Genomic DNA, 18,782 nt, shown 5'->3' with positions numbered 1-18,782 from the left:
CTGCGGTGGATCGAGGTCGGTTGGAGGTGGGTCGGTGCGGGACCGGGGGTCGGTGCGGGACCGGTCGGTGCGCGGTAGTGGCTCAGCGGTGAGCCGCGAAGGCGGTGCCGCGTTCGGCGGCCGCCCGGCGTGCGTCGTCGTAACGCGCCTGCCAGCGTGGTGAACCGGGGGTCCAGAGGATGACCTGCCAGTGCAGTTCCTCCGGTTCCTGGTCGGCGGAGAGCCCCTGGAGACGCTTGGGCTGGAACCACCAGTCGGTCCACACCACCAGCTGCTGGCTCAGGGTGAGCGCCGAGGGCAGGGGCCGCCCCCAGACGAAGTAGACGGCGAACGGCGGCCCGAAGTAGAGGATCGACGTCCACATCGACATGCCGAGGAACGGCAGGAACGCGGACAGGGTGAACAGCCCGATGAGCCAGACCAGGCCGAAGCCGAAGGCCGCGCCCAGCGCGGGCAGCAGCAGGCCGGGCAGCGGGATGTTGCCCCAGTTCCAGATCCGCTTGGGACGGTTGACCAGATCAGTGTGGTCGTACGCGACCAGCGGCTCCGGTGCCTCCTGGGCCATCGCGGCTGACTCCCCTCGTTCCTAGGGTGGCTGACGATCCGTCGGACGGACGTCAGTTGTTGCCCTGGCCGCCCTCGCCCCCGCCGATCTGGCTGCCGAGGTCGATCAGCACACCGGCGAGGCCGCTGGCGCCGCCGATGATCAGGGCGGCGAGCGCGATCATGCCGAAACCCTGGAAGGCCTCGCGCATGCCGTCACCGCGCTTCATCGACAGCAGCATGCGGATGCCGAGGACGAGGAGGGCGATGACGGCGACCATCGTGCCGGCGTTGGTGAGGATGTCCTGGATCTCTCCGAACATCGAATCCAGGGTGGCTGCCAGGTACACGGGTGGTTCCTCTCGATCAGACGGTGAAAAGCGTGGTGAAGAGGGGGACGTGGTCACGCTCAGGACTTGTCGGACTGCTTGTCCTTCGAGGACCGGGGGGACTTGGAGGCGGACGGTGACTGCGACGGGGAGGCGGCGCCGTCCTCGTCGGGTGCCGTGTCCTCGTCGGACCCGGTGTCGTCGTCGGGCGCGACGGTCTCCTCGTCCACGTCGGCCCGGCCGCCCTCCGCGTCCAGCACACCGCCACGGACGTCCTTGATGAACCAGCCCTGGGCCGTGTTCACCACGGTCATCCGGTACGAGCGGTTCACGGCCCCGCCGGCCGGGTCGGTCCAGGCCACGACCACCCGGAGCTGGACGGCCTGGCCATCGGCGTAGGAGTACGGGTCGGTGCCCTGGACGTTCCTCGGTACCAGTGCGTCGACTTCGCTGACGGTGGGATCGGACAGTTCGCCGGAGAGCCCGGTGGTCGCGGCCTGCGTGGCGTCGGACGTGGTGAAACGGGCCATGGCCGTGGTGTCGGACGCACCCCATGCCTCGAAGTAGCCGGGCAGCACCTGCTCCCGCAGCTGGTCGGACAGGGTGTCGTCCACGACCTCGGCGTCCTGGTCGACCGGCGGCACGTCCGCGCGGGGCGGCAGCGGCATCTGGCCGACGTCGCCCGCGACGCGCATGCCCTCGCCGGTCGCGAGGTCCTTCACATAGACGGGCACGGTGAGCGTGGTCAGCTTGCCGCCCTCGCTACGGACCTGCACGCCCAGGTAGCGGCCGTGGTCGCCGTACTCGGGCAGCGTCTCGGCGGTGCCGTCCCAGGTGGCGGCGACGGCCTTGCTCGTTCCCTTGCCGTCCCAGCCGCACTCGCCGTCGACGCCGGAGGAGATGTAGCGGGCGAGGTCGTCACGGCGCGTGGACGCGGTCTCGGGGGAGTACGTCATGCACAGCAGCGCGTACTGCTCGGCGAAGGTCGCCGCCTGCCGGGTCGGGAACTCGCTGAGGCGGTACTTGGCCGCGTCGGCGGGGTCGAGCCCGGCGGTCGCGGGCGTCGACGACTTGCCGATCACCAGCCCCATCACCCCGCACGAGCCCAGCGCGAACACACAGGTGGTGATCAGCAGGGTGGCCCGGAGGGCGACATGCGTACGGCGGCCACCTGCGGGGATACGGCCACCGGGCTTGGGGACCCCGAAGTCGCCGGCAGGGGTGGCCTTGGCGCCGGTCTGGGCGGAAGCGCCGGCGGCCGGACCCGTGGCGGAGGGCCCCGCGGCCGTGCTCCCCGCGGTGGCCCCGGTCGCCGAGGCGGCACCGGCCCTGAGGGTGAGCGTGGCGTTGGCCGGGACGTTCGCCTGGTGCGCGGGCGAACCCCCGGCGGCGTGGGGGGCGGTCGGGGAGGCGGGCCGGGCGGCCGAGGCAGCGGCGGGGGCCGGTGCCGAACCACCCTTCTTGCGCTGCTCCTTCGCCGCCTTCTTCTGCTCGTACGCGGCCTTGCGGGCCGCCCGCTCGCGCTCGCGCTTCTCCTTCTTCGACTCGCTCGCGGGACGCGTCTCGCGCGGCGGCAGCGCCGGTACGGCGGCCTGGCCGGCCTGGGGCGTGTTGCGCACCCAGGCGGCGGCGACCTGCGCACGGGCCGCGTCGGAGGGGAGCTGCTGCGGCTGGGGGTGCGAGGCCTGGGGAGCCGCGGGCTGCGCCTGGTGCGGAGCCGGGGCGTTCTGCCCCTGGCCCTGCGCCTGCCACGCCTGCTGATGCGGCGGCTGGGGCTGCTGCGGCTGTTGGGTTTGTGGGGGAGGACCGAAGGACCCGGGCTGCCCGGAAGGCTGGCCTCCGCCGACCGCGCCAGCAGGGCTGTTGTGGTCTGTCATCGAGTCGGTTACTCCAGCGAGTCGGTTCCCCGTCCGCCTGGGCGGGTCACGACCGCACCGCACGACGGGCCCTGGCCCAGCCAGGTGCGCAGGCAGTGTGACAAAGACCTGTCACCGGACCGTCGCCGCTTTCCCCGTCGGGAGAGTGTGGATTCCCGACGGGGCGGCCCCCGGGAAAGCGGCCGGGAAAAGTGTCAGGGACACGGCGGGAAAGCGGGCTCGCTGTCCCGGCCCGCCTTGGGCCCACAATGCGCGGGGCACGCGTGCCGTACGGCGGCGCACGTCCGCGGTACGCACGACGTCCCGGAACACCCTGCACCCGACGGACCCGGCGAAGGACGAGAGTTGACCGACCACAACGGGCACCCGCAGCAGCAGCCCGAACCGCGCGCCTGGGGCGTCCCCCAGCAGACGCCGATCCAGCAGACGCCGCCGGTCCAGGAGACGTCGGTCCGGCACACCCCGCCGACATCGCAGGCGCCCGTTCCGGCCCCCGCTCCCGCCTCCGTCCAGGCTCCCGCCCCCGCGGCCGTACCGGCGGCGCCCCAGGTCTTCCAGGCCGACCACGCCTGGGTCGACGGTTACGAGCCCGGTAACCCCTGGCAGGCACGGCTGTGCATGGAGACGCCGTACGGCACCTTCACCTATCCCCTCACCCCGCACACGATTCCCGAACTCCTGGAGCAGATGGTCCTGGTGGCCCAGGAGCAGCAGGGGTTGCCGGTCGGTTTCGACGCCGACCCCGAGTCCGGGCCGCTCCCGCCGGACGGGGAGGACGTGGACGTGGATCAGCAGGGCCAGGCGCCCGGTCTCCACGGCGGCCGCGCCGCCCGGCTCACCGGCTGGGCCCTCGTCCACGACCTGTGGGAGCGCGAGGACCCGACGGCGCGCATCGTGATGGGCGCTGTGGTCGTGGTGCTCCTGCTCCTCGGCATCGTCCTGACCTGATCCCTCCACCGTCCCCGGCCCCCGACAGCAGCCCGCAGGAGCGGAACGATGAGCGGCACCGAAGCATCCTCCGAACAGCCGGAGTTCTACTTCGCGGACGTCTACGCGTTCGTCTCCGACTACCTCGCCCAGATGGTCCGCCGCCGCGTCAACGGTTCGTCGGCGACCTGGTGCCCCCGTTGGTGGGAGCACCCCGAGGCAGGCGCCCGCCTCTCCGCGCTCTGGCTGGCCTGGGAACACCTGCGCCAGGATTCCGCGCTCGGCATGTCGACGTGGTGGCTGCACCACGCCGACCCGCATCTGCGGGTGCTGATGGACGCCGACGCGGGCCCGTTCGCGGCGTGTTCACCCAAGGACGGACACACGGCCTACCCGTTCGACCCGCTGCCGGTGGACGCCCGGCCGGAGTGAGCGGGACGGACGGGCGGGGGAACAGCGCGACGAAGCGGTGCCGGGCGTACGGGCCGACACGAGTGCCTCGGACGCCGACGGCCCGCCTCGCCCCTGCCCGTGGCGGTGACGCCGGGCGGCCCGTCCGGGCGGCACGGCCAGCCGCCCCCTGCTCGCGTGTCCCGCTCTTTCCCGGCGGCACCCCGTGCTTTCCCCGCCGGGAATCCCTTCGGCTCCCCGCCCCACACCTCCCCCTACCGTGTCCCGGTCACCCGTCGACCGCCGTACCGGCTCAGCACAAGGGAGGCGCGGGAGCGTGGAGTTGCCTGAGGAGAACAAGCGCACGGGGCTGTTGGCCCTGGGGGTGCTCGGCGTTCTCCTGATCGCCGTCCTGACCGTGTTCACCGTCTTCGACGGGGACGAGGGGAGCGACGAGGACGGTGGCTCGGCGAGCCCCACCGCCACCGCCGGCCAGGGTGGTACGGGATCGGGCGGACAGGAGACCTCCGACTCCGACTCCGACGAGGACACGTCGGACGGAGGCCGCGACGCGGCGACCGCGCCGATCGTCTCGGTAGCCGAGGCCGCCGAGGCCCACGGGATCATGACGCGGTACATGGCGGGCATCAACACCTACGACCACACGGCCAGGGCGGCGGCCTGGCGGGCACCGCTCCTCGAACTCACCCTGAACGACGAGCGGATGAAGGAGCTGACGGCGCTGCCCACCGGCAAGGCCTGGGCCACCTGCCAGGCCGAGCGGTGCACCTCCAAGGGCACCGCCGTCGTGGAGCGCGACGCGGTGATCTCGGACGATCTGGTGCGCGGCAGCGGCCGTTCCATCTCCAGCCTGGTCGAGGTGAAGGCCACGCGCACCGAGGGCGGCGAGACCATCACCGAGTCGAACCAGTGGCTGGTGAGCGTGCAGGAGGTCAACGGCAAGTGGGTCGTCTCCGGCTTCGACATCTTCGGGCTCGGTGACGTGGGCGCCTCCGACGACTCGGGGGCGTGACGCGCGATGGTGGCACCGGCGGTACTGGCCGCCGCCGCGAAGGCGGCGAAGGTCGCCAAGGCGGCCAAGGCGGCGGCCCAGGTCAAGAACGGCTCGGGTGGCGGCAAGAAGAACAACAACAAGAAGTGGCTGTGGATAGCGGCGGGTGTCGGATTCCTGCCCCTGGCCGGGATCGGCACCCTCGTCCTCGTGCTGCTGGGATCGCTTCTCGGAGGCATGGGAGCGGGAGCCGCCGCCGCCTCCTGTGCGGACTACGCCGACAACGCCGAGGCGGGCAACACCGACGACGCGGCGGCCACCAACCCGGTCATGCCGGCCGGGAAGATGTACACACCCAGTGAGACCGCGCGCAACGAGATCCCGCCGAAGATGATCCTCGCCGCGATGCGCGCGGCCGCCCGCTACGACGGTCTCGACTGGACCATGATCGCCGGGCAGATGTACCAGGAGACCAAGTACGGCCAGGACCCCTCGGCCGCGCCCGGCGGTGCCAACTCCCTCGGCTACATGGGCATCCTGCAGTTCGGCAAGCCGGCCTGGACGGACTACGGCGACGACGGCAACGGCGATGGCAAGAGGGACCTGTACAACATCGACGACGCGGCCTACGCCGCAGCCAACTTCCTGCACGCCAAGAAGGCGGAGACCCAGCCCTTCAAGGCCCTCCAGATCTACTCCGGTTCGGCCTCCTCCAACAGCGTCTACCCGCGTGTCGTCCTCACCCAGTCCGCCCGCTACCGAGGCGCGCTCACCGGTGACAAGGACCTCATCAAGCGCTGGTACGCCCATCTGAAGGAGACGATCGAGAAGAACCCCGACTTCCCCACCCTGGGGAAGCAGTCGGACATCCCCGAGCCGGTCGGCAACGGCGCCCAGCCCAGCCGGGCCCTCAGCATCGCCGCGAGCCCGGCCCGCTCCTGGTCGACGCCCCCGCTGAACGACGGCGGCGACGACACCACCACCGCGATGTCCCTGGCCGCGTACTCCGCAGACGCCGCCACCGGTTCGACGACCCTCGCGCTCCCCGCCGCCAAGCCCGTCACCGGTGGCAAGGACTGGCAGTGGCCCATGAAGAAGGGCACCTACCAAATAGGTACGCCCTACCACAAACAGGGCAACATGTGGAGCCTCGGCTACCACACCGGCCTGGACCTGACGGCCACCACCGGCACGCCGATCTATGCTCCGGCCGACGGAGAGGTCATCGTCGCCGGGCCGGGCGGGTCGTACGGAAACATGACCAAGCTCCGCCACGCGGACGGTGTCATCACGCTCTACGCCCACCAGACGTCGATCAAGGTGTCTGTCGGTCAGTCCGTCAAGCGCGGTGACCAGATCGGCACCATCGGTGCGACCGGCAATGTCACCGGCCCCCATTTGCACTGGGAGGTCCTCGTCCCGGGTGTCGACAACCCGTTCGTCGGCGGCCAGGACCAGGGCCCCGGCATGGTCGACCCGGCGGAGTGGATGGCGGGCCGGGTCACCGCCAACCCCGACTACGGCACCGTCCCGGGCGACAGCAACGGCGAGGGCCGCAACGCGCAGTACGAGGAGTGCGCCGAGGACAACGGCGGCGCGGCCGTCGCCCCCGACGGCGCCGGGGCCTCCGGTGTCCTCCCCGACTCCGACGACCCGGTGATCCGCGCTGTCCTCGGCTGGGCGCAGCGCGGGGTCGGTGTCCCGTACGTGTACGGCGCGCCGCGCCTCCAGGGCCGGAACCCGACCAGCTTCGACTGCTCCAGTTTCACGCAGTGGGCGTACTACATGGCCAGCGACGGGAAGATCAACATCGGCGCCACCACCCGTGATCAGGAGCCCAGGCTCCGCAAGTACGAGGTGCCGCTGTCCGAGGCGCAACCCGGTGACCTGATCTTCTTCCGGCCCGAGGGAGGCGGCTTCTCCGGGCACGTGGGCCTCGTCTGGGATCCCAAGACCAAGAAGATCATCCATGCCCCGCGCCCCGGCAAGTCGGTCTCCTTCAGCACCTGGGACGTCCAGGACGAGATCACGGGCGTCTACCGCGTGCCGATCCCGGCCGGTACGAACGCGGTCGAGGGCGACGGCAAGACCGGTACGGAGGACGCATGAGGCGCACGTTCCTGGTGACCGGGACGATCCTGTCCCTCGGTGTCCTGACCGCCTGCGGCGGGAGCGGCGATGCCGAGGACACGGAGGCGACGGAGAGGGCGAAGCCCAAGGCCTCACCCCCAGCCGTGCAGCGGACGGGTCCCGCGTACGAAGGGGCGAGGCTGCCCGGCCTGTCGGCGGAACCGGTGTGGAGCCTGAAGGGCGGCAGCCTCAGGGGCTGCGCCGACGACCCGGCCGAGGCGGCCGCGACCGAGGTCGTCCACTTCGACGCCCAGACCTGTGTGCTGGGTGACGCCGTGGTCCTGACCGAGGACCTGTCGGAGCACTCCGAGGCCGAGGAGACGGAGAGCCGCTTCCGGGCCCGGCTGTACGACCCCGCCACCGGCGAGATCCGTCGGACAGTCGACGTCACGGTCCCCGCCGAGTGGAAGGGCGACCGGGAGCGGTCCCTGGACCGTTTCCTGCAGATCTCCGAGTGGAAGGACGGCTCCCCGGCCCTCCTGGTCGTCTCCGGCGCCGTGGTCGAGCCGGACGGACTGAAGAAGGCCGCGATCACCACGACGTACACCATGTACGCGCCGTCCGGGAAGGAACTGGGCAGTTCCACCCTCACCGGTGAGGACGGCTCCGGCCTGAGCGCCGAGGCCGGGCACCTCCTCACGAAGGAGAAGCACAAGAGCGACACGTACACCCCCATCGGCGGCGGCTCCCCCGTCGAGGTCCGCGACCGGGGCCTTGACCCGCAGCCGCTGGGCCCCGGGTTCGGTTACCGCACCGCCTCGACCTGGTCCGTGGTCGACGGCAGCGGAAGCCGCCTGGTCGTCAGTGACCGCCTCACCGGCCAGGAACTGTGGGACCTCGGGGACGTCGACCGGCCGTCCGCCCTCGCCGCGGTCGAGGACTCCGGCGACCTGGATGCCCGTCTCCTCCCCCTCACCGACGACAAGGGCATCCTCGCCTGGAAGCAGCCGGGTGACGACGCGGACGACGAGATCCTGACCGTCGTCGACCTGAAGACCGGTCGGCTGATCGCCGAAGGGCCGAAGCAGGACCTCGACGAGCTCTCCCGAGGACAGGGGAACATCGTCCTGGCTCCGGACGGCGCCACTGTGGTCACCCGGTTCGGTGGTGCTGCGGTGGCCTGGGACCCGGGGACGGGCGCCGAACTGTGGCGGCAGAAGGAGGACGAGCACAGCGTCGAACCCTGGGGACTGACGACCACGGATGTCCTCTACGCCTCCGTCGACGGCATGGGGCTCACCGCGCTGGACCCGAGGACCAAGAAGGTCCTGGCCTCCGACCTCGCCCCGGACCTGAGCCCCGGCCTGACCGCCGACGCAGAACCCCTGCAACTCACCACGAACGGCTACGGGGTGCTGGCGGGGACGGACCTCTTCGTCTTCGCCCCCGAGACGAAGAGGTAGCCGCGACCGGCACGCATGGTGTGGTGGCGGACGCCGCCCCAGCCCCCATCCCACCCCCAGAAAGGACGGACCCGCGGGTGACCGCAGAACAGCAGAAGAAGCCCCGCGCCGAGGACGACTGGACGATCGAGATCGTCATCGTCGTCGCGATCGTGCTCCTGGGGGTCGTCGGGGCCTGGCTCGCGGCGAAGATCGGCGCGCCGTTCGCGGACGCGCCGGCGCCCGCGTCGAACCCGCTGACGTTCCTCGTCGCCCTGGTCAAGGGCGACTACAGCTGGCCGGGGTCGCCCGCCAGCGCCGTCGCCGCCGCCGAGGCCGTGCTGCTCGGCATCCTCGGGACCGCCGTGTACCGCATGGTGCAGCGGTTCAAGAAGAAGCCCAAGGTGGACGGGGCGGCGCAGCATCTCGCCAAGGGCGAGGAACTGGGCAAGCTGACGATGAAGGGCGCGGCGGCCATCGCCGAACGGCTCGGCGTGAAGGCCCAGACCCCCGGTGTCTTCATCGGACGGTCCGTCAAGGGCCGCCAGCCGCTGTTCGGTTCTTACGAGGACATGCACGTCGACATCTGGGGCCCGCGTACCGGCAAGACGACCCGGCGGGCGGTCCCCGCCATCCTCGACGGGCCCGGTGCGGTCCTCGTCACCTCCAACAAGCGGGACATCGTGGACTCCACCCGGGGCCCCCGTTCCGCGCGCGGCCCGGTCTGGGTCTTCGACCCGCAGCAGGTCGCCGCCGAGACGCCCAGCTGGTGGTGGAACCCGCTGTCGTACGTCACCGACGTGGCCAAGGCCCGCAAGATGGCCGACCACTTCGCCAGCGGCTCGCGGGACGCCAACGCCTCCACGGACGCCTTCTTCGACCCGGCGGGCCAGGACCTGCTCGCCAACCTGCTGCTCGCCGCCGCCTGCGGCAGGATGCCGATCACGCAGATCTACACCTGGCTGTCCAACCCGAAGGACGACACCCCGGAGCGGATCCTGCGCGGTTCCGGGCACACGATGGCCGCCGACGGCCTGAGCGGTGTCCTCACCGCCCCCGACAAGCAGCGCAGCGGCATCTACGGCGTAGCCCAGCAGATGGCGTCCTGCCTGATCAACCCGGAGGTCAACCGCTGGGTTACCCCGCCCGCCGACCCGAACACACCCCAGTTCGACCCGCACGCCTTCGTCCGGACCGGCGGCACCCTGTACTCCCTCTCCCGCGAGGGCCGTGACTCCGCCGGACCACTGGTCACCGCGCTCACCGTCGCCGTCGTCGAGGCGGCCGAGGAGTACGCCACCACCCAGCGCGGCGGCCGCCTCCCGCTGCCCCTCGTCGGCGTCCTCGACGAGGCCGCGAACGTCTGCCGCTGGCGCACGCTTCCCGACCTGTACTCCCACTACGGCTCGCGCGGCATCATCCTCATGACCATCCTCCAGTCCTGGGCCCAGGGCATCGAGGTGTGGGGCGAGCGCGGCATGGAGAAGCTGTGGTCCGCCGCGAACATCCGCGTCTACGGCGGCGGTGTCTCCGACACCCGCTTCCTGGGCGACCTCAGCGAACTGGCCGGCGAGTACGACATGCGCGAGTACCAGGCGAGCCGTGAGTCGGAGTTCGGCGGCTGGAGCGGCAACCGCACGGTCAGCGAGTCCGTCAGCCGCCAGCGCGTCCTCGGCGTGTCCGACCTGGGCGCCATGCCCCCGGGCCGCGCCCTCGTCCTCGCCTCCGGCACCAAGCCGGTCCTCGTCGAGACCATCCCGTGGTGGGAGGGGCCGTACGCCCGCGAGGTCCAGGAGTCGCTGCGCAAGTACGACCCCGGGGCGCGCTGAGCGCGAGGCGGGCGCCTGGCGCACGCCTGGAGGCGTCGCACGCCCGGCTGCGGTGAGGCCGGGCTGAGGCCGGGGCGGACGCGCCGCCCCGGCCTCACCGCCTCACACCTCGATTCCGTCGCCGCGGGGTCCGGACAGATCCGGCGGCGGCTGCTGTGCACCCCCGGACCGTCCCGCTCCGCTCTCCCCGGCACCGCGCCCCGCCGCGGGCGGGTCCTGGGAGACGCCCACCTGCCACAGGGACGTCGCGCTCTCGGCAGGGGCGGTACCGCGAGGGCTGCCGGTGCCGCCCTGGTGCTGGGGAAGGCCCACCTGCCACAGCGGCGTCTGCTGCTCGGGCGAGGCGGCACTCCGGGCGCTCTCGGCCCCGGCCTGGTGCTGCGCGCTCTGCGGACTCTGTCCGCCGGGCGCGTCCTGCGTGCTCTGTGTGCTCGGTGTGCTCTGGGCGTTCTGCGGCAGACCCGCCTGCCAGATCGGTGCGGGAGCGTCGGGTGCCCGGCCCTCCTGCACCGGCCCGTCACGCTGCACACCGACCCCGGGTTCCGGCCCCTCCGTCGCGGGCGGCGCCTGCTGTGGCGCGTCGGGCCTGAGCAACTGCCCGTCGGGTCCCTGCACCGTACGCATCAGATCCCGCTCCTGAGCGGTGACCAGCGCCCTGGGGTCCCGGTGCGGCAGCGGGGTCTGCTCCATCGCGGCCTGAACGGTGGCTTCGGCGGCGTGCTCCCAGGAGTACTGCTGGAGGATCTCCCGCATGCGCAGGGCACCGGCCTGGCGCTGGGGGAGGTCCTGCCTGAGCTGATTGATCGCCTGCATCCATGCCTGTGCGCGGCTGCTGCCGTCCGTAGGCTCGGCGACCACGCACGGTCGGCCGATCTCCGGCGGGAACCGCTCGGTGTCCTGGAGGAACTGAGCGGCCCCGCTCTCCTCGTTGACTAGTACGGGGACACCGTGCCCCAGCCCCTCCGAGGCCACCATGCCGAAGCCCTCGTGCTTGGACGGCATGATCATCGCGTGGGAGGCCCTGATGTCCTCGTTGATTTCGTCCACGCTTTTCGTGCGGGGTTTGACCGTGACGTTTCCGCCCGTGAGGTCCTCAAGCCTCTCGAACTGTTCTTCGAGCTCTTCCTGGCGGATGCCACGGACGGTGAGGTGTACCCGGAGACCGGCCTCGTTCAGCCGTTTCACTGCCATTGCGGCGTCGTCCACGCCCTTGAGGGGGTCCCCGACGCGTCCCATCACCAGGAGGTTCAGCGTCTCCGGCGCGGGGTCGTGCTGCACGGGATCGTAGACCCTGGTGCCCGGAACGAACTCGTGGGAGTGCGGGATGTGCTCGCCCTCGGCGGAGAGGTCTCTGCTCGCCTGCGCCAGCAGTGGGCCGACTCCGGCCACGACGTCCGAACGCTCCATCAGACCGCGTTCGATGGCGGAGTCCTTGGCAGCCTTGGCTTCGGCCCTCTCGGGAGTGAGGCCCCGCACGAACGGAAGCCGCTCGGGGCTCGTGTGCAGGAAGTGCACCAGGCGCGCGTCCTGGTACCAGTTCTCCCGCAGCCCGGCGGCGGCCGGCCCGGAAAAGCGCGAGTGCCCGATGATGATGTCGTACGGCTGGGCCGCAGGGTCTTCCAGTCCGTACTGCTGCGGGTCCTGACGGGCGAGTTGTTCGAGCCAGTCCCGCCGTTCCATCGGCTTCGGTTCACCCTCCTCGCCCGGTCCCGGCTCGATCAAGGGCGGTTGCGTCTGCACCGTCCTCTGAATGCCCTGGTGCGCGGGCATATCGGGATTGGCCGTGAACAGCGTGACGTTGTGCCGACGGGCGAGAGCCTCGGCCAACTCCTGGTTGAAGACCTCGGCACCTCCCTCACCTCTGCCACTGTTGTCAGAGACGACGAGAATGTTGTAGCGCGCTTCAGACACCGATTCCCCCGTGTTTCGCAACCTTCATCCGTCCCGTCTCAGAAGCCGTACGTCGCCCTGAGTTCGCGGCCGATTCCCTGGGCGATGAAGTCCGTCAGGTCGTAGGAGGACAGGTGCATGACGCCGCACTGGGCGCCCGGATGGATCCGCGCCGCGTACTCGTCCAGAAGCTCCGCCAGGATTTCCGCGCGGACGGCGGAGATGGCCACGTCCTCGGGGTTGCCCTTCTCACGGAAGATGCGGCGCTCGTTCGCGCGTGGGGCCCTCGGCTTCCGGCCCAACTCCACACTGCGCAGAAAGCCCTTGGCCATGCCCGTGACCGGCCGGGGATCCGGCTGGCCCTCGTTCCACTCCACCCCCAGCAGCGTGTGCACCCGCGGATCGATCGTCTCGTGCTGCTCCCGCCAGTACAGCCCCGACCGCCCGGCCAGCAGGTTCTGCAGGTCGTCGGCCGCGATCGTCGTCGCCGGAGTCACCGAGAAGTCCCCGTGGTCCCGCATGTCCTTCAGGGACGGCAGGTTCTCCGACGCACGCCAGGCCGCCCGGGACATGGTCTCGTACCGCGTCTGCAGGTCGTCCACGTCGGACGGCCGGTGGAACACTCGCGCCACGTCGACCGTGCCGACCGGGTGCGGGGTAGGTGTGGGCAGGCCGATGGCCGCCCTCAGTTCGTCGGCCGCCTCGTGCAGTAGACGGCTCAACTCCGCGGTGTCCGCGGCGATGGTCACCGGGGGACGCCCCGCCGCCAGCCGGTGGACCAACTCGTCGAGCGGGCGACACAGCACCATCATGTGGCCCTCGGGGATCACCACGGTCTGGCCCGGCACCATGTAGTCGTCCGGGTAGGGCTCCATCCGCGGCTCGTAGGGGCCGGGATCCTCGATCAGCCGTGCGGTCCACTCGGCGACCGCCTCGGCGAAGGTGATCGGCCGGTCGACGGGGCCCGCCGCGCGACGGGAGATCAGATGACGTACGGGGTCAGACGGTTCACCGGCCTGCGGCTCGGGCGCCTCGGAGACGCTGAGGGCCGCCTCCAGCGCGCGCCAGGCATCCCGGCGCTCCTCCGGCCAACCGCCGCCCGGGCTGTCCAGGCGCCACACACGGGTCTCTTCCACCCACATCATCCGCGCCGCCGCCGAGTACACGAGGTCGTAGGCGTCGGCAAGCTGCATCTGGCCGCTCATCCCGGCTCTCCTTCACGACTGATCAAGTAACTCACATTCTCACACTGCGCTTTAGCGAACCGGTGAAGATCAAACCGCCGATGGCGGAGCGGGTCCTTCGGTGAGCGTCGGGCGAAGGCCGAGAAGCCGAGGACTGCAGTTCGCGTGCCTCGCACGGAGCCTGTGCGCCCGTCAGGTGTGCCTCCGTGGACGGCTCAGGGCGCTGAACCATCCACGGCCGAGTGACGTCTCACCAGGTGAAACGCGTAGGTCGCCGGTTGGGGAGGCACTCATGGCCATGGTCGGACTGTTCTGGATCGCCGAGGACGGTGGGGTGTACGTCGGGGCGCAGCCGGAGGGGTTCGGGCACGGGGTGCGGCTGACGCGGGACTGGGTGGAGGGGCTGGGGACCGGGCAGAGCGCGGTGTGGGGCTGGTCGGAGATCAAGTCCGCCACCGTGCGGTACGTGCGGGTCCGGTCCGGCGCCCGGCTGCTCGCCACCACCGCCGTCGACCTCGTGACCCACGCCGTCGCCGGCGGCGGGGACGCCGCGGCCGCGTTCGAGGTGCACCTGGAGACCGCCGACCGGACCGTCGAGCTCAACGCGCTGTCGGCCGCGGCCCTCGGCGGCTACGTCCGGTCCGAGTACGACCTCTCCGTCGCCCTGCTGGACCGCCTCGTGGCGGGTACGGCGGACGTCGACACCCTCGCACGCTGGGGCCGCGACCACGCCGCCGAGGGCACCCCGCGGCGCGAGCAGCGCGAGGCCCTGTTGCGGGAGTGGACGGCCGTGGCCTGAGCCGTCGGGAGCGGGCGGCCGTGGCCTGCGCCCGTGGCCCGAGCCGCCGGGGTGTCCCGCGCGGTGTCTCTCTCCCGCCCGCGCGTTCCCGGGAACCCCGTTCCCCTCGTCCGCCGTCCCCCACAATGACCACTGGACACCGGGACACCGGAGGGACACATGACCGCACGGGACACTCCGTCAACCACCCCGCAGGGCGCTCCACGGGACACCGCACGCGGCACCGCGCGGAGCAGCGGTGTCTCGGTCACCCACGACCTGGAGCCGCACGACTGGTCGAACGAGGAGACCGCGGCGTACGAGGCCGCGATCGAGGCCGTGAACGGCGCGGTCGGCGCGTACAGCGCGCGCATCGCGGCGGAGGAGGCCAAGGACGCCCCCGACACGGCCGTCATCGAAGCCGCGCGTGCCGCGCAGGGACGGCTGGCGAAGGAGCGTGAACGGCTGCGGTCGGCCGACCGGGAGCAGATCGCCGAGGCCCGCTCGCGCTACGCCCGGCTCGCCCGCGAGGTCATGGCGGACCTCACGTGACCGACCCGGCCGAACACCGGTCCAGTGCGGGGCCCCAGTCGCCCCCGCCGCAGCCCAGCTCGCCGCCCCGGCCCGGCCTGCCGTCCCAGGCCTCCCCACCACCCCAGCCCAGCCCGCCGTCCTCGGCTGCCCCGCCGCCACCCCGGCCCGCTCCACCCCCGCGCCAGATCGACCCCGCCGAGGTGGAGCGGCACAGGCTGTCCGACGCCGAGAACCGGCGGATCTTCCGCGAGCGGATCGTCCCCGACCTCCTCGCGGGCCGCGTCGGGCAGGAGACCCCCACCGTGGTCTTCCTGGTCGGCCAGCCCGGCGCGGGCAAGAGCCGGGTCACCGAGATGGTCGCCGGCGCACTGAACCGGCACGGCGGCTTCGCCGACGTCGACAGCGACCTCTACAAGCCGTACCACCCCGCGTACGCCCGTCTGATGGCCGAGGACGACACCCTGATGGCCGCGTACACCCGTGCCGACGGGCGGGCCTGGATGGCCCAGGCCGAGGCGTACGTCCGCGAGCACGGGCTGCACGCGATCATCCAGGAGACCTCACAGAACGCGCGGGCCGTGGAGGAGAAGATGCGGGCCTACCGCGACTCCGGCGCCCGTGTCGAGGCCCTGTTCATGGGCGTGCCGCAGGCGATGAGCAACCAGGGCATCGTCAACCGGTACTTCGAGCAGCTCGCCGACCGGGGCCAGGGACGGCTGACCGTGCAGTCCAACGCCGACGAGTCCTACGCCGGCATCCTCGAACTCGCCGACCGCGTCGACCGGGGAGCCCTCGCCGACCTCGCGAGTGTCTACCGCCGGGGTGAGAGCAAGCCGCGCTACAGCAACTCCCTCGACGGCACCGGCAACTGGGCAGGCCCGCCGGAGCTGCGCCAGGCCCTCGCCACGGAACGGGCCCGCCCCTGGACGGCGGCCGAGAGCGACTCCTTCGTCAGTACGCAGCTGCGCCTGCGCGAAGGCGCACAAGCCCTGGGCCCCGAGTGGCCGGACCGCCTCACCCGCATCGAGGACCAGGCCCGCCCCCTGCTGACCCCGGCCGCCGCCGCCCGGCTGCCCTCCACGGCACCGTCGCCGCCACAGCCCCCCATGACACCTCCGACACCTCCGACACCTCCGGCGCCACCGAAGGCCGCCGGGCCGGCAGCACCCTCTCCCTCTCCCTCTCCCACCTCTCCCTCGGCCGCCGCCGCCCGCTCCCGCAGCACCCCACGCTCCGGCGGCCCGGCCACCCCGGGACAGGCCCCGCCTCCCGGACAGGGGCCCCGCCCCGGCTCCGGTCGGGCAGCCGTGCCCCCTCCGCAGGGCCCGACCGGCCCCGACCCCAACCGGCGCGGCAGGTAGCGGACAGCGGCCGGTCCGCTCGGCGGGTGGCGGCCTCCGCGTGAGGTCCGCCACCCTCTCCGCCCGCCCCCGTCGGCCGGAGAAACAGAACAAGCCGTGGCGAGCCCGTGGTGATCCCTGTCGCAGTCGGCCGCCCCAGCACGCCACACCACCCCGGTCGGCCCCCCGCCCTGACCTGCCGCCTCTCCTCGGCGACCCCCGTCCCGGCCCGCACACCCCCCTGCGCGGACAACACGCGGCCGTACGCCGGACCTTGGCGCCAGGCGGCCACCGGCGGGAGCCGCCCGCCCGGCTCGGGGGTGAAGGCCACGCGGCGAGATCGAGGGCCCTTGCTTTACCCTCTTCACACCGAGACCACACAAGGCTGTTGTCATCTCGTTAAGTGATTGGTCCTTGACGCAGAGGTGATCACCGCGTTGGCTTTCAGCCACCTGGGTCGCAGTGCTGCGTGCCCACGCCCGGAAGGCCCTTGATGTGAACGCCCGTACCACCAGCACCACCCCCAGCACTCGTATACGGCGTCGCGCCACAGTTCTGCGCCGTACCGCCACCGCCCTCGTCGCCTCGGCGGCGGCCGTGTCCCTGGCCTCCTGCGGGGTCTCGGACATCGGCGACAGCGCGGAGGCGAGCCCCACGAAGGGCGACGACATCACGGTGGGCGTGCTGTTCCCCGACAAGGACACCAAGCGGTACGAGCAGTTCGACTACCCGAACATCAAGAAGAAGATCGCCGAGCTCACCGACAACAAGGGCGTGACCAAGTACGCCAACGCGGACAAGGACGCGGAGACCCAGAACAGCCAGATCGACCAGATGGTCGCGGACAAGGTCGACATCATCATCCTCGACGCCGTGGACTCCAAGGCCGTCGCGCCCGCCGTGCAGAAGGCGGACGACGCGGGCATCCCCGTCATCGCCTACGACCGGCTGGCCGAGGGCCCGATCGACGGCTACGTCTCCTTCGACAATGAGCTCGTCGGGCAGGTGCAGGGACGGGCGCTGGTCGAGGACCTGGGTGACAGCGCCGCCAACAAGATCGTCATGATGAACGGGTCGCCGTCCGACCCGAACGCCGCTTTGTTCAAGGATGGGGCGCTCTCCGAGCTCCAGGACAAGGTGACGATCTCCGAGAGCTTCGACACCAAGGACTGGGACCCGAAGGTCGCCAAGGTCAACATGGAGCAGGTGGTCGCCAAGCTCGGTGCCGACAACATCGACGCGGTCTACGCGGCCAACGACGGCATCGCCGGTGCCGTGATCGACGTGCTGAAGACCGCCGGCGTCGCCAAGGTGCCGCCGGTCACCGGGCAGGACGCCGACCTGGACGCGGTGCAGCGGATCCTCTCGGGCGACCAGTACATGACCGTGTACAAGTCGTTCCCGACGCAGGCGAGCGCCGCCGCCGAGATGGCCGTCGCCAAGGTCCAGGGCCGCTCGATCGAGTTCGAGGCCCTCGCCAGGGACAGCATCGACTCCCCGACGACCAAGAACATCCCGGCCCAGCTGGTGCCGCCGGTCGCCCTCACCAAGAACAACATCCAGGACACGGTCATCGCCGACGAGATCTACACCGTCAAGCAGATCTGCACGGCGGAGTTCAAGTCCGACTGCGACGCGGTCAACCTGAAGTAGCGCACAGGGGCCCCGGCCGACCTGAGGTGGCGCCCAGGCGGCCCAGGCCGACCTGAGGCAGCGCACAGGCGGCCCGGCCCACCCCTGGCAGCCCTCAAGCCACCCGGGTGAACTCGACCGTCACCTCCGGCGGGCCCCCCGCCACCCCCCGGTAGATGCCCTTGTGCGGTGTCACGTCGTCGTAGTCGCGACCTCGGCCCACGACCACGTGGGACTCGTCTGCGGGGACGCTGTTCGTGGGGTCGTAGCCCGTCCAGTCGCCCGCCCAGTACTCGATCCAGGCGTGGCTCTGGCCGGCGACGGGGCGGTGGAGTTCGGCCTCGCGCTCCGGGTGGAGGTAGCCCGAGACATAGCGGGCCGGCAGGCCGAGGCCGCGGAGCATGCCGAGGGTGAGGTGGGCGATGTCCTGGCAGACGCCGGCCCCCTGCTCCCACGCCTCGGCCGCGCTCGTGTGCACCCCGGTCGCGCCCGGCACGTACGCCACCCGGTCGGCGACCAGGGACGAGACCGCGATCGCCGTCTCGTGCGCGGAGAGACCCTCCGACGCCTCCCGGGCCCGGTCCAGCAGGTCCTGCGGCAGCGTCGTACGGCCCGTCGCCGTCAGGTACTCCAGCAGCCGGGAGTCGGCGCTCGCCCGGCGGATCTCCGCCCGGTCCGGCGCGTCCGGGAGCGGCTCGGGCGGGGACGTCTCCACCAGGCTGGTCGCGGTGATCGTCAGGTCGGAGTGCGGCTCGATGAGGTCGAAACCGGTGACCTGGGTGCCCCAGTAGTCCCAGTACGACCAGGTCGGCGTCGACGGGTTCACCAGGACCCGGGCGTCCAGGGTGGTCTGGCCGGGCAGCGTCAGCGGCGTCATGCGGACCTCGTTGTGGGAGGAGGCCGCGGGCTGCGCGTACGCGACGCGGGTCGTGTGCCGGATGCGCAGGCGCCGGGGCGCCCGAGGAGCCGTGGCGGCCGTGGCGGGCGTGGCGGGCATGTTCATCG

General features: G+C 71.7%; 16 protein-coding genes. 10 read left to right on the top strand and 6 right to left on the bottom strand.

Features of this window, described 5'->3' with window-relative positions; all coding sequences use genetic code 11:
- Positions 1-82 precede the first annotated feature (82 nt).
- Genes P8T65_RS20790 through P8T65_RS20780 form a run of 3 tightly spaced genes read right to left on the bottom strand, consistent with a single transcriptional unit; the run spans position 83 to position 2,749 of the window.
- On the bottom strand, positions 83-565 hold the full coding sequence (locus P8T65_RS20790; protein WP_316726801.1) for a hypothetical protein: 483 nt from the start codon (positions 563-565) through the stop codon (positions 83-85).
- Positions 566-617: 52 nt separating this feature from the next.
- Positions 618-893 carry a TrbC/VirB2 family protein gene (locus P8T65_RS20785; RefSeq protein ID WP_184905623.1) on the bottom strand — a complete coding sequence of 92 codons (276 nt, stop codon included), beginning with the start codon at positions 891-893 and terminating at the stop codon, positions 618-620.
- A 59-nt stretch (positions 894-952) separates the two neighbouring features.
- Complete coding sequence (locus P8T65_RS20780) at positions 953-2,749, bottom strand: conjugal transfer protein (RefSeq protein ID WP_316726800.1); 1,797 nt, start codon at positions 2,747-2,749, stop codon at positions 953-955.
- Between the two features lie 345 nt (positions 2,750-3,094).
- Here P8T65_RS20780 and P8T65_RS20775 point away from each other — a divergent pair, with 345 nt between their 5' ends.
- From P8T65_RS20775 to P8T65_RS20750, 6 genes are all read left to right on the top strand, one after another.
- The gene (locus P8T65_RS20775; protein ID WP_316726799.1) at positions 3,095-3,697 is read left to right on the top strand and encodes a hypothetical protein; all 603 of its coding nucleotides are present in this window, start codon (positions 3,095-3,097) and stop codon (positions 3,695-3,697) included.
- Positions 3,698-3,745: 48 nt separating this feature from the next.
- Positions 3,746-4,108 carry a DUF4913 domain-containing protein gene (locus P8T65_RS20770; protein ID WP_230214976.1) on the top strand — a complete coding sequence of 121 codons (363 nt, stop codon included), beginning with the start codon at positions 3,746-3,748 and terminating at the stop codon, positions 4,106-4,108.
- A 295-nt stretch (positions 4,109-4,403) separates the two neighbouring features.
- Entirely contained in the window at positions 4,404-5,099 is a 696-nt protein-coding gene (locus P8T65_RS20765; protein ID WP_316726798.1) for a hypothetical protein, read from the top strand.
- Positions 5,100-5,105: 6 nt separating this feature from the next.
- The gene (locus tag P8T65_RS20760) at positions 5,106-7,187 is read left to right on the top strand and encodes a peptidoglycan DD-metalloendopeptidase family protein (RefSeq protein ID WP_316726797.1); all 2,082 of its coding nucleotides are present in this window, start codon (positions 5,106-5,108) and stop codon (positions 7,185-7,187) included.
- On the top strand, positions 7,184-8,611 hold the full coding sequence (locus P8T65_RS20755) for a PQQ-binding-like beta-propeller repeat protein (RefSeq protein WP_316726796.1): 1,428 nt from the start codon (positions 7,184-7,186) through the stop codon (positions 8,609-8,611). The genes P8T65_RS20760 and P8T65_RS20755 overlap by 4 nt, the downstream gene beginning before the upstream one ends.
- A gap of 77 nt (positions 8,612-8,688) precedes the next feature.
- Positions 8,689-10,419 (top strand): TraM recognition domain-containing protein, encoded by a 1,731-nt coding sequence (locus P8T65_RS20750; RefSeq protein ID WP_316726795.1) that lies wholly within the window; start codon positions 8,689-8,691, stop codon positions 10,417-10,419.
- 102 nt (positions 10,420-10,521) lie between these two features.
- Here the strand turns inward: P8T65_RS20750 and P8T65_RS20745 are convergent, their stop codons facing one another.
- Together P8T65_RS20745 and P8T65_RS20740 are read right to left on the bottom strand one after the other, a co-directional pair.
- A complete protein-coding gene (locus P8T65_RS20745) occupies positions 10,522-12,330 on the bottom strand; it encodes a glycosyltransferase (RefSeq protein WP_316726794.1) in 1,809 nt (602 codons plus the stop codon).
- 38 nt (positions 12,331-12,368) lie between these two features.
- Positions 12,369-13,514, bottom strand: coding sequence for a hypothetical protein (locus P8T65_RS20740; RefSeq protein WP_316726793.1), 1,146 nt, complete (start codon positions 13,512-13,514; stop codon positions 12,369-12,371).
- A gap of 271 nt (positions 13,515-13,785) precedes the next feature.
- Between P8T65_RS20740 and P8T65_RS20735 the strand changes: the two genes are divergently transcribed.
- From P8T65_RS20735 to P8T65_RS20720, 4 genes are all read left to right on the top strand, one after another.
- Positions 13,786-14,292 carry a hypothetical protein gene (locus P8T65_RS20735; RefSeq protein WP_316726792.1) on the top strand — a complete coding sequence of 169 codons (507 nt, stop codon included), beginning with the start codon at positions 13,786-13,788 and terminating at the stop codon, positions 14,290-14,292.
- Between the two features lie 159 nt (positions 14,293-14,451).
- A complete protein-coding gene (locus tag P8T65_RS20730) occupies positions 14,452-14,823 on the top strand; it encodes a hypothetical protein (RefSeq protein ID WP_316726791.1) in 372 nt (123 codons plus the stop codon).
- 182 nt (positions 14,824-15,005) lie between these two features.
- A complete protein-coding gene (locus tag P8T65_RS20725; protein WP_316726789.1) occupies positions 15,006-16,166 on the top strand; it encodes a zeta toxin family protein in 1,161 nt (386 codons plus the stop codon).
- 474 nt (positions 16,167-16,640) lie between these two features.
- Positions 16,641-17,798 (top strand): substrate-binding domain-containing protein, encoded by a 1,158-nt coding sequence (locus P8T65_RS20720; protein WP_316726788.1) that lies wholly within the window; start codon positions 16,641-16,643, stop codon positions 17,796-17,798.
- 94 nt (positions 17,799-17,892) lie between these two features.
- On the opposite strand, the gene P8T65_RS20715 is transcribed toward P8T65_RS20720, so the two are convergent.
- On the bottom strand, positions 17,893-18,780 hold the full coding sequence (locus P8T65_RS20715; protein ID WP_316731650.1) for a transglutaminase family protein: 888 nt from the start codon (positions 18,778-18,780) through the stop codon (positions 17,893-17,895).
- Positions 18,781-18,782: the final 2 nt, after the last annotated feature.

Origin of the sequence: Streptomyces sp. 11x1 (genome assembly GCF_032598905.1) — a bacterium.
Taxonomy (GTDB): Bacteria; Actinomycetota; Actinomycetes; order Streptomycetales; family Streptomycetaceae; genus Streptomyces.
The sequence above is the reverse complement of the archived record's forward strand: the minus strand, read 5'-3'. Positions and strand labels throughout refer to the sequence as shown.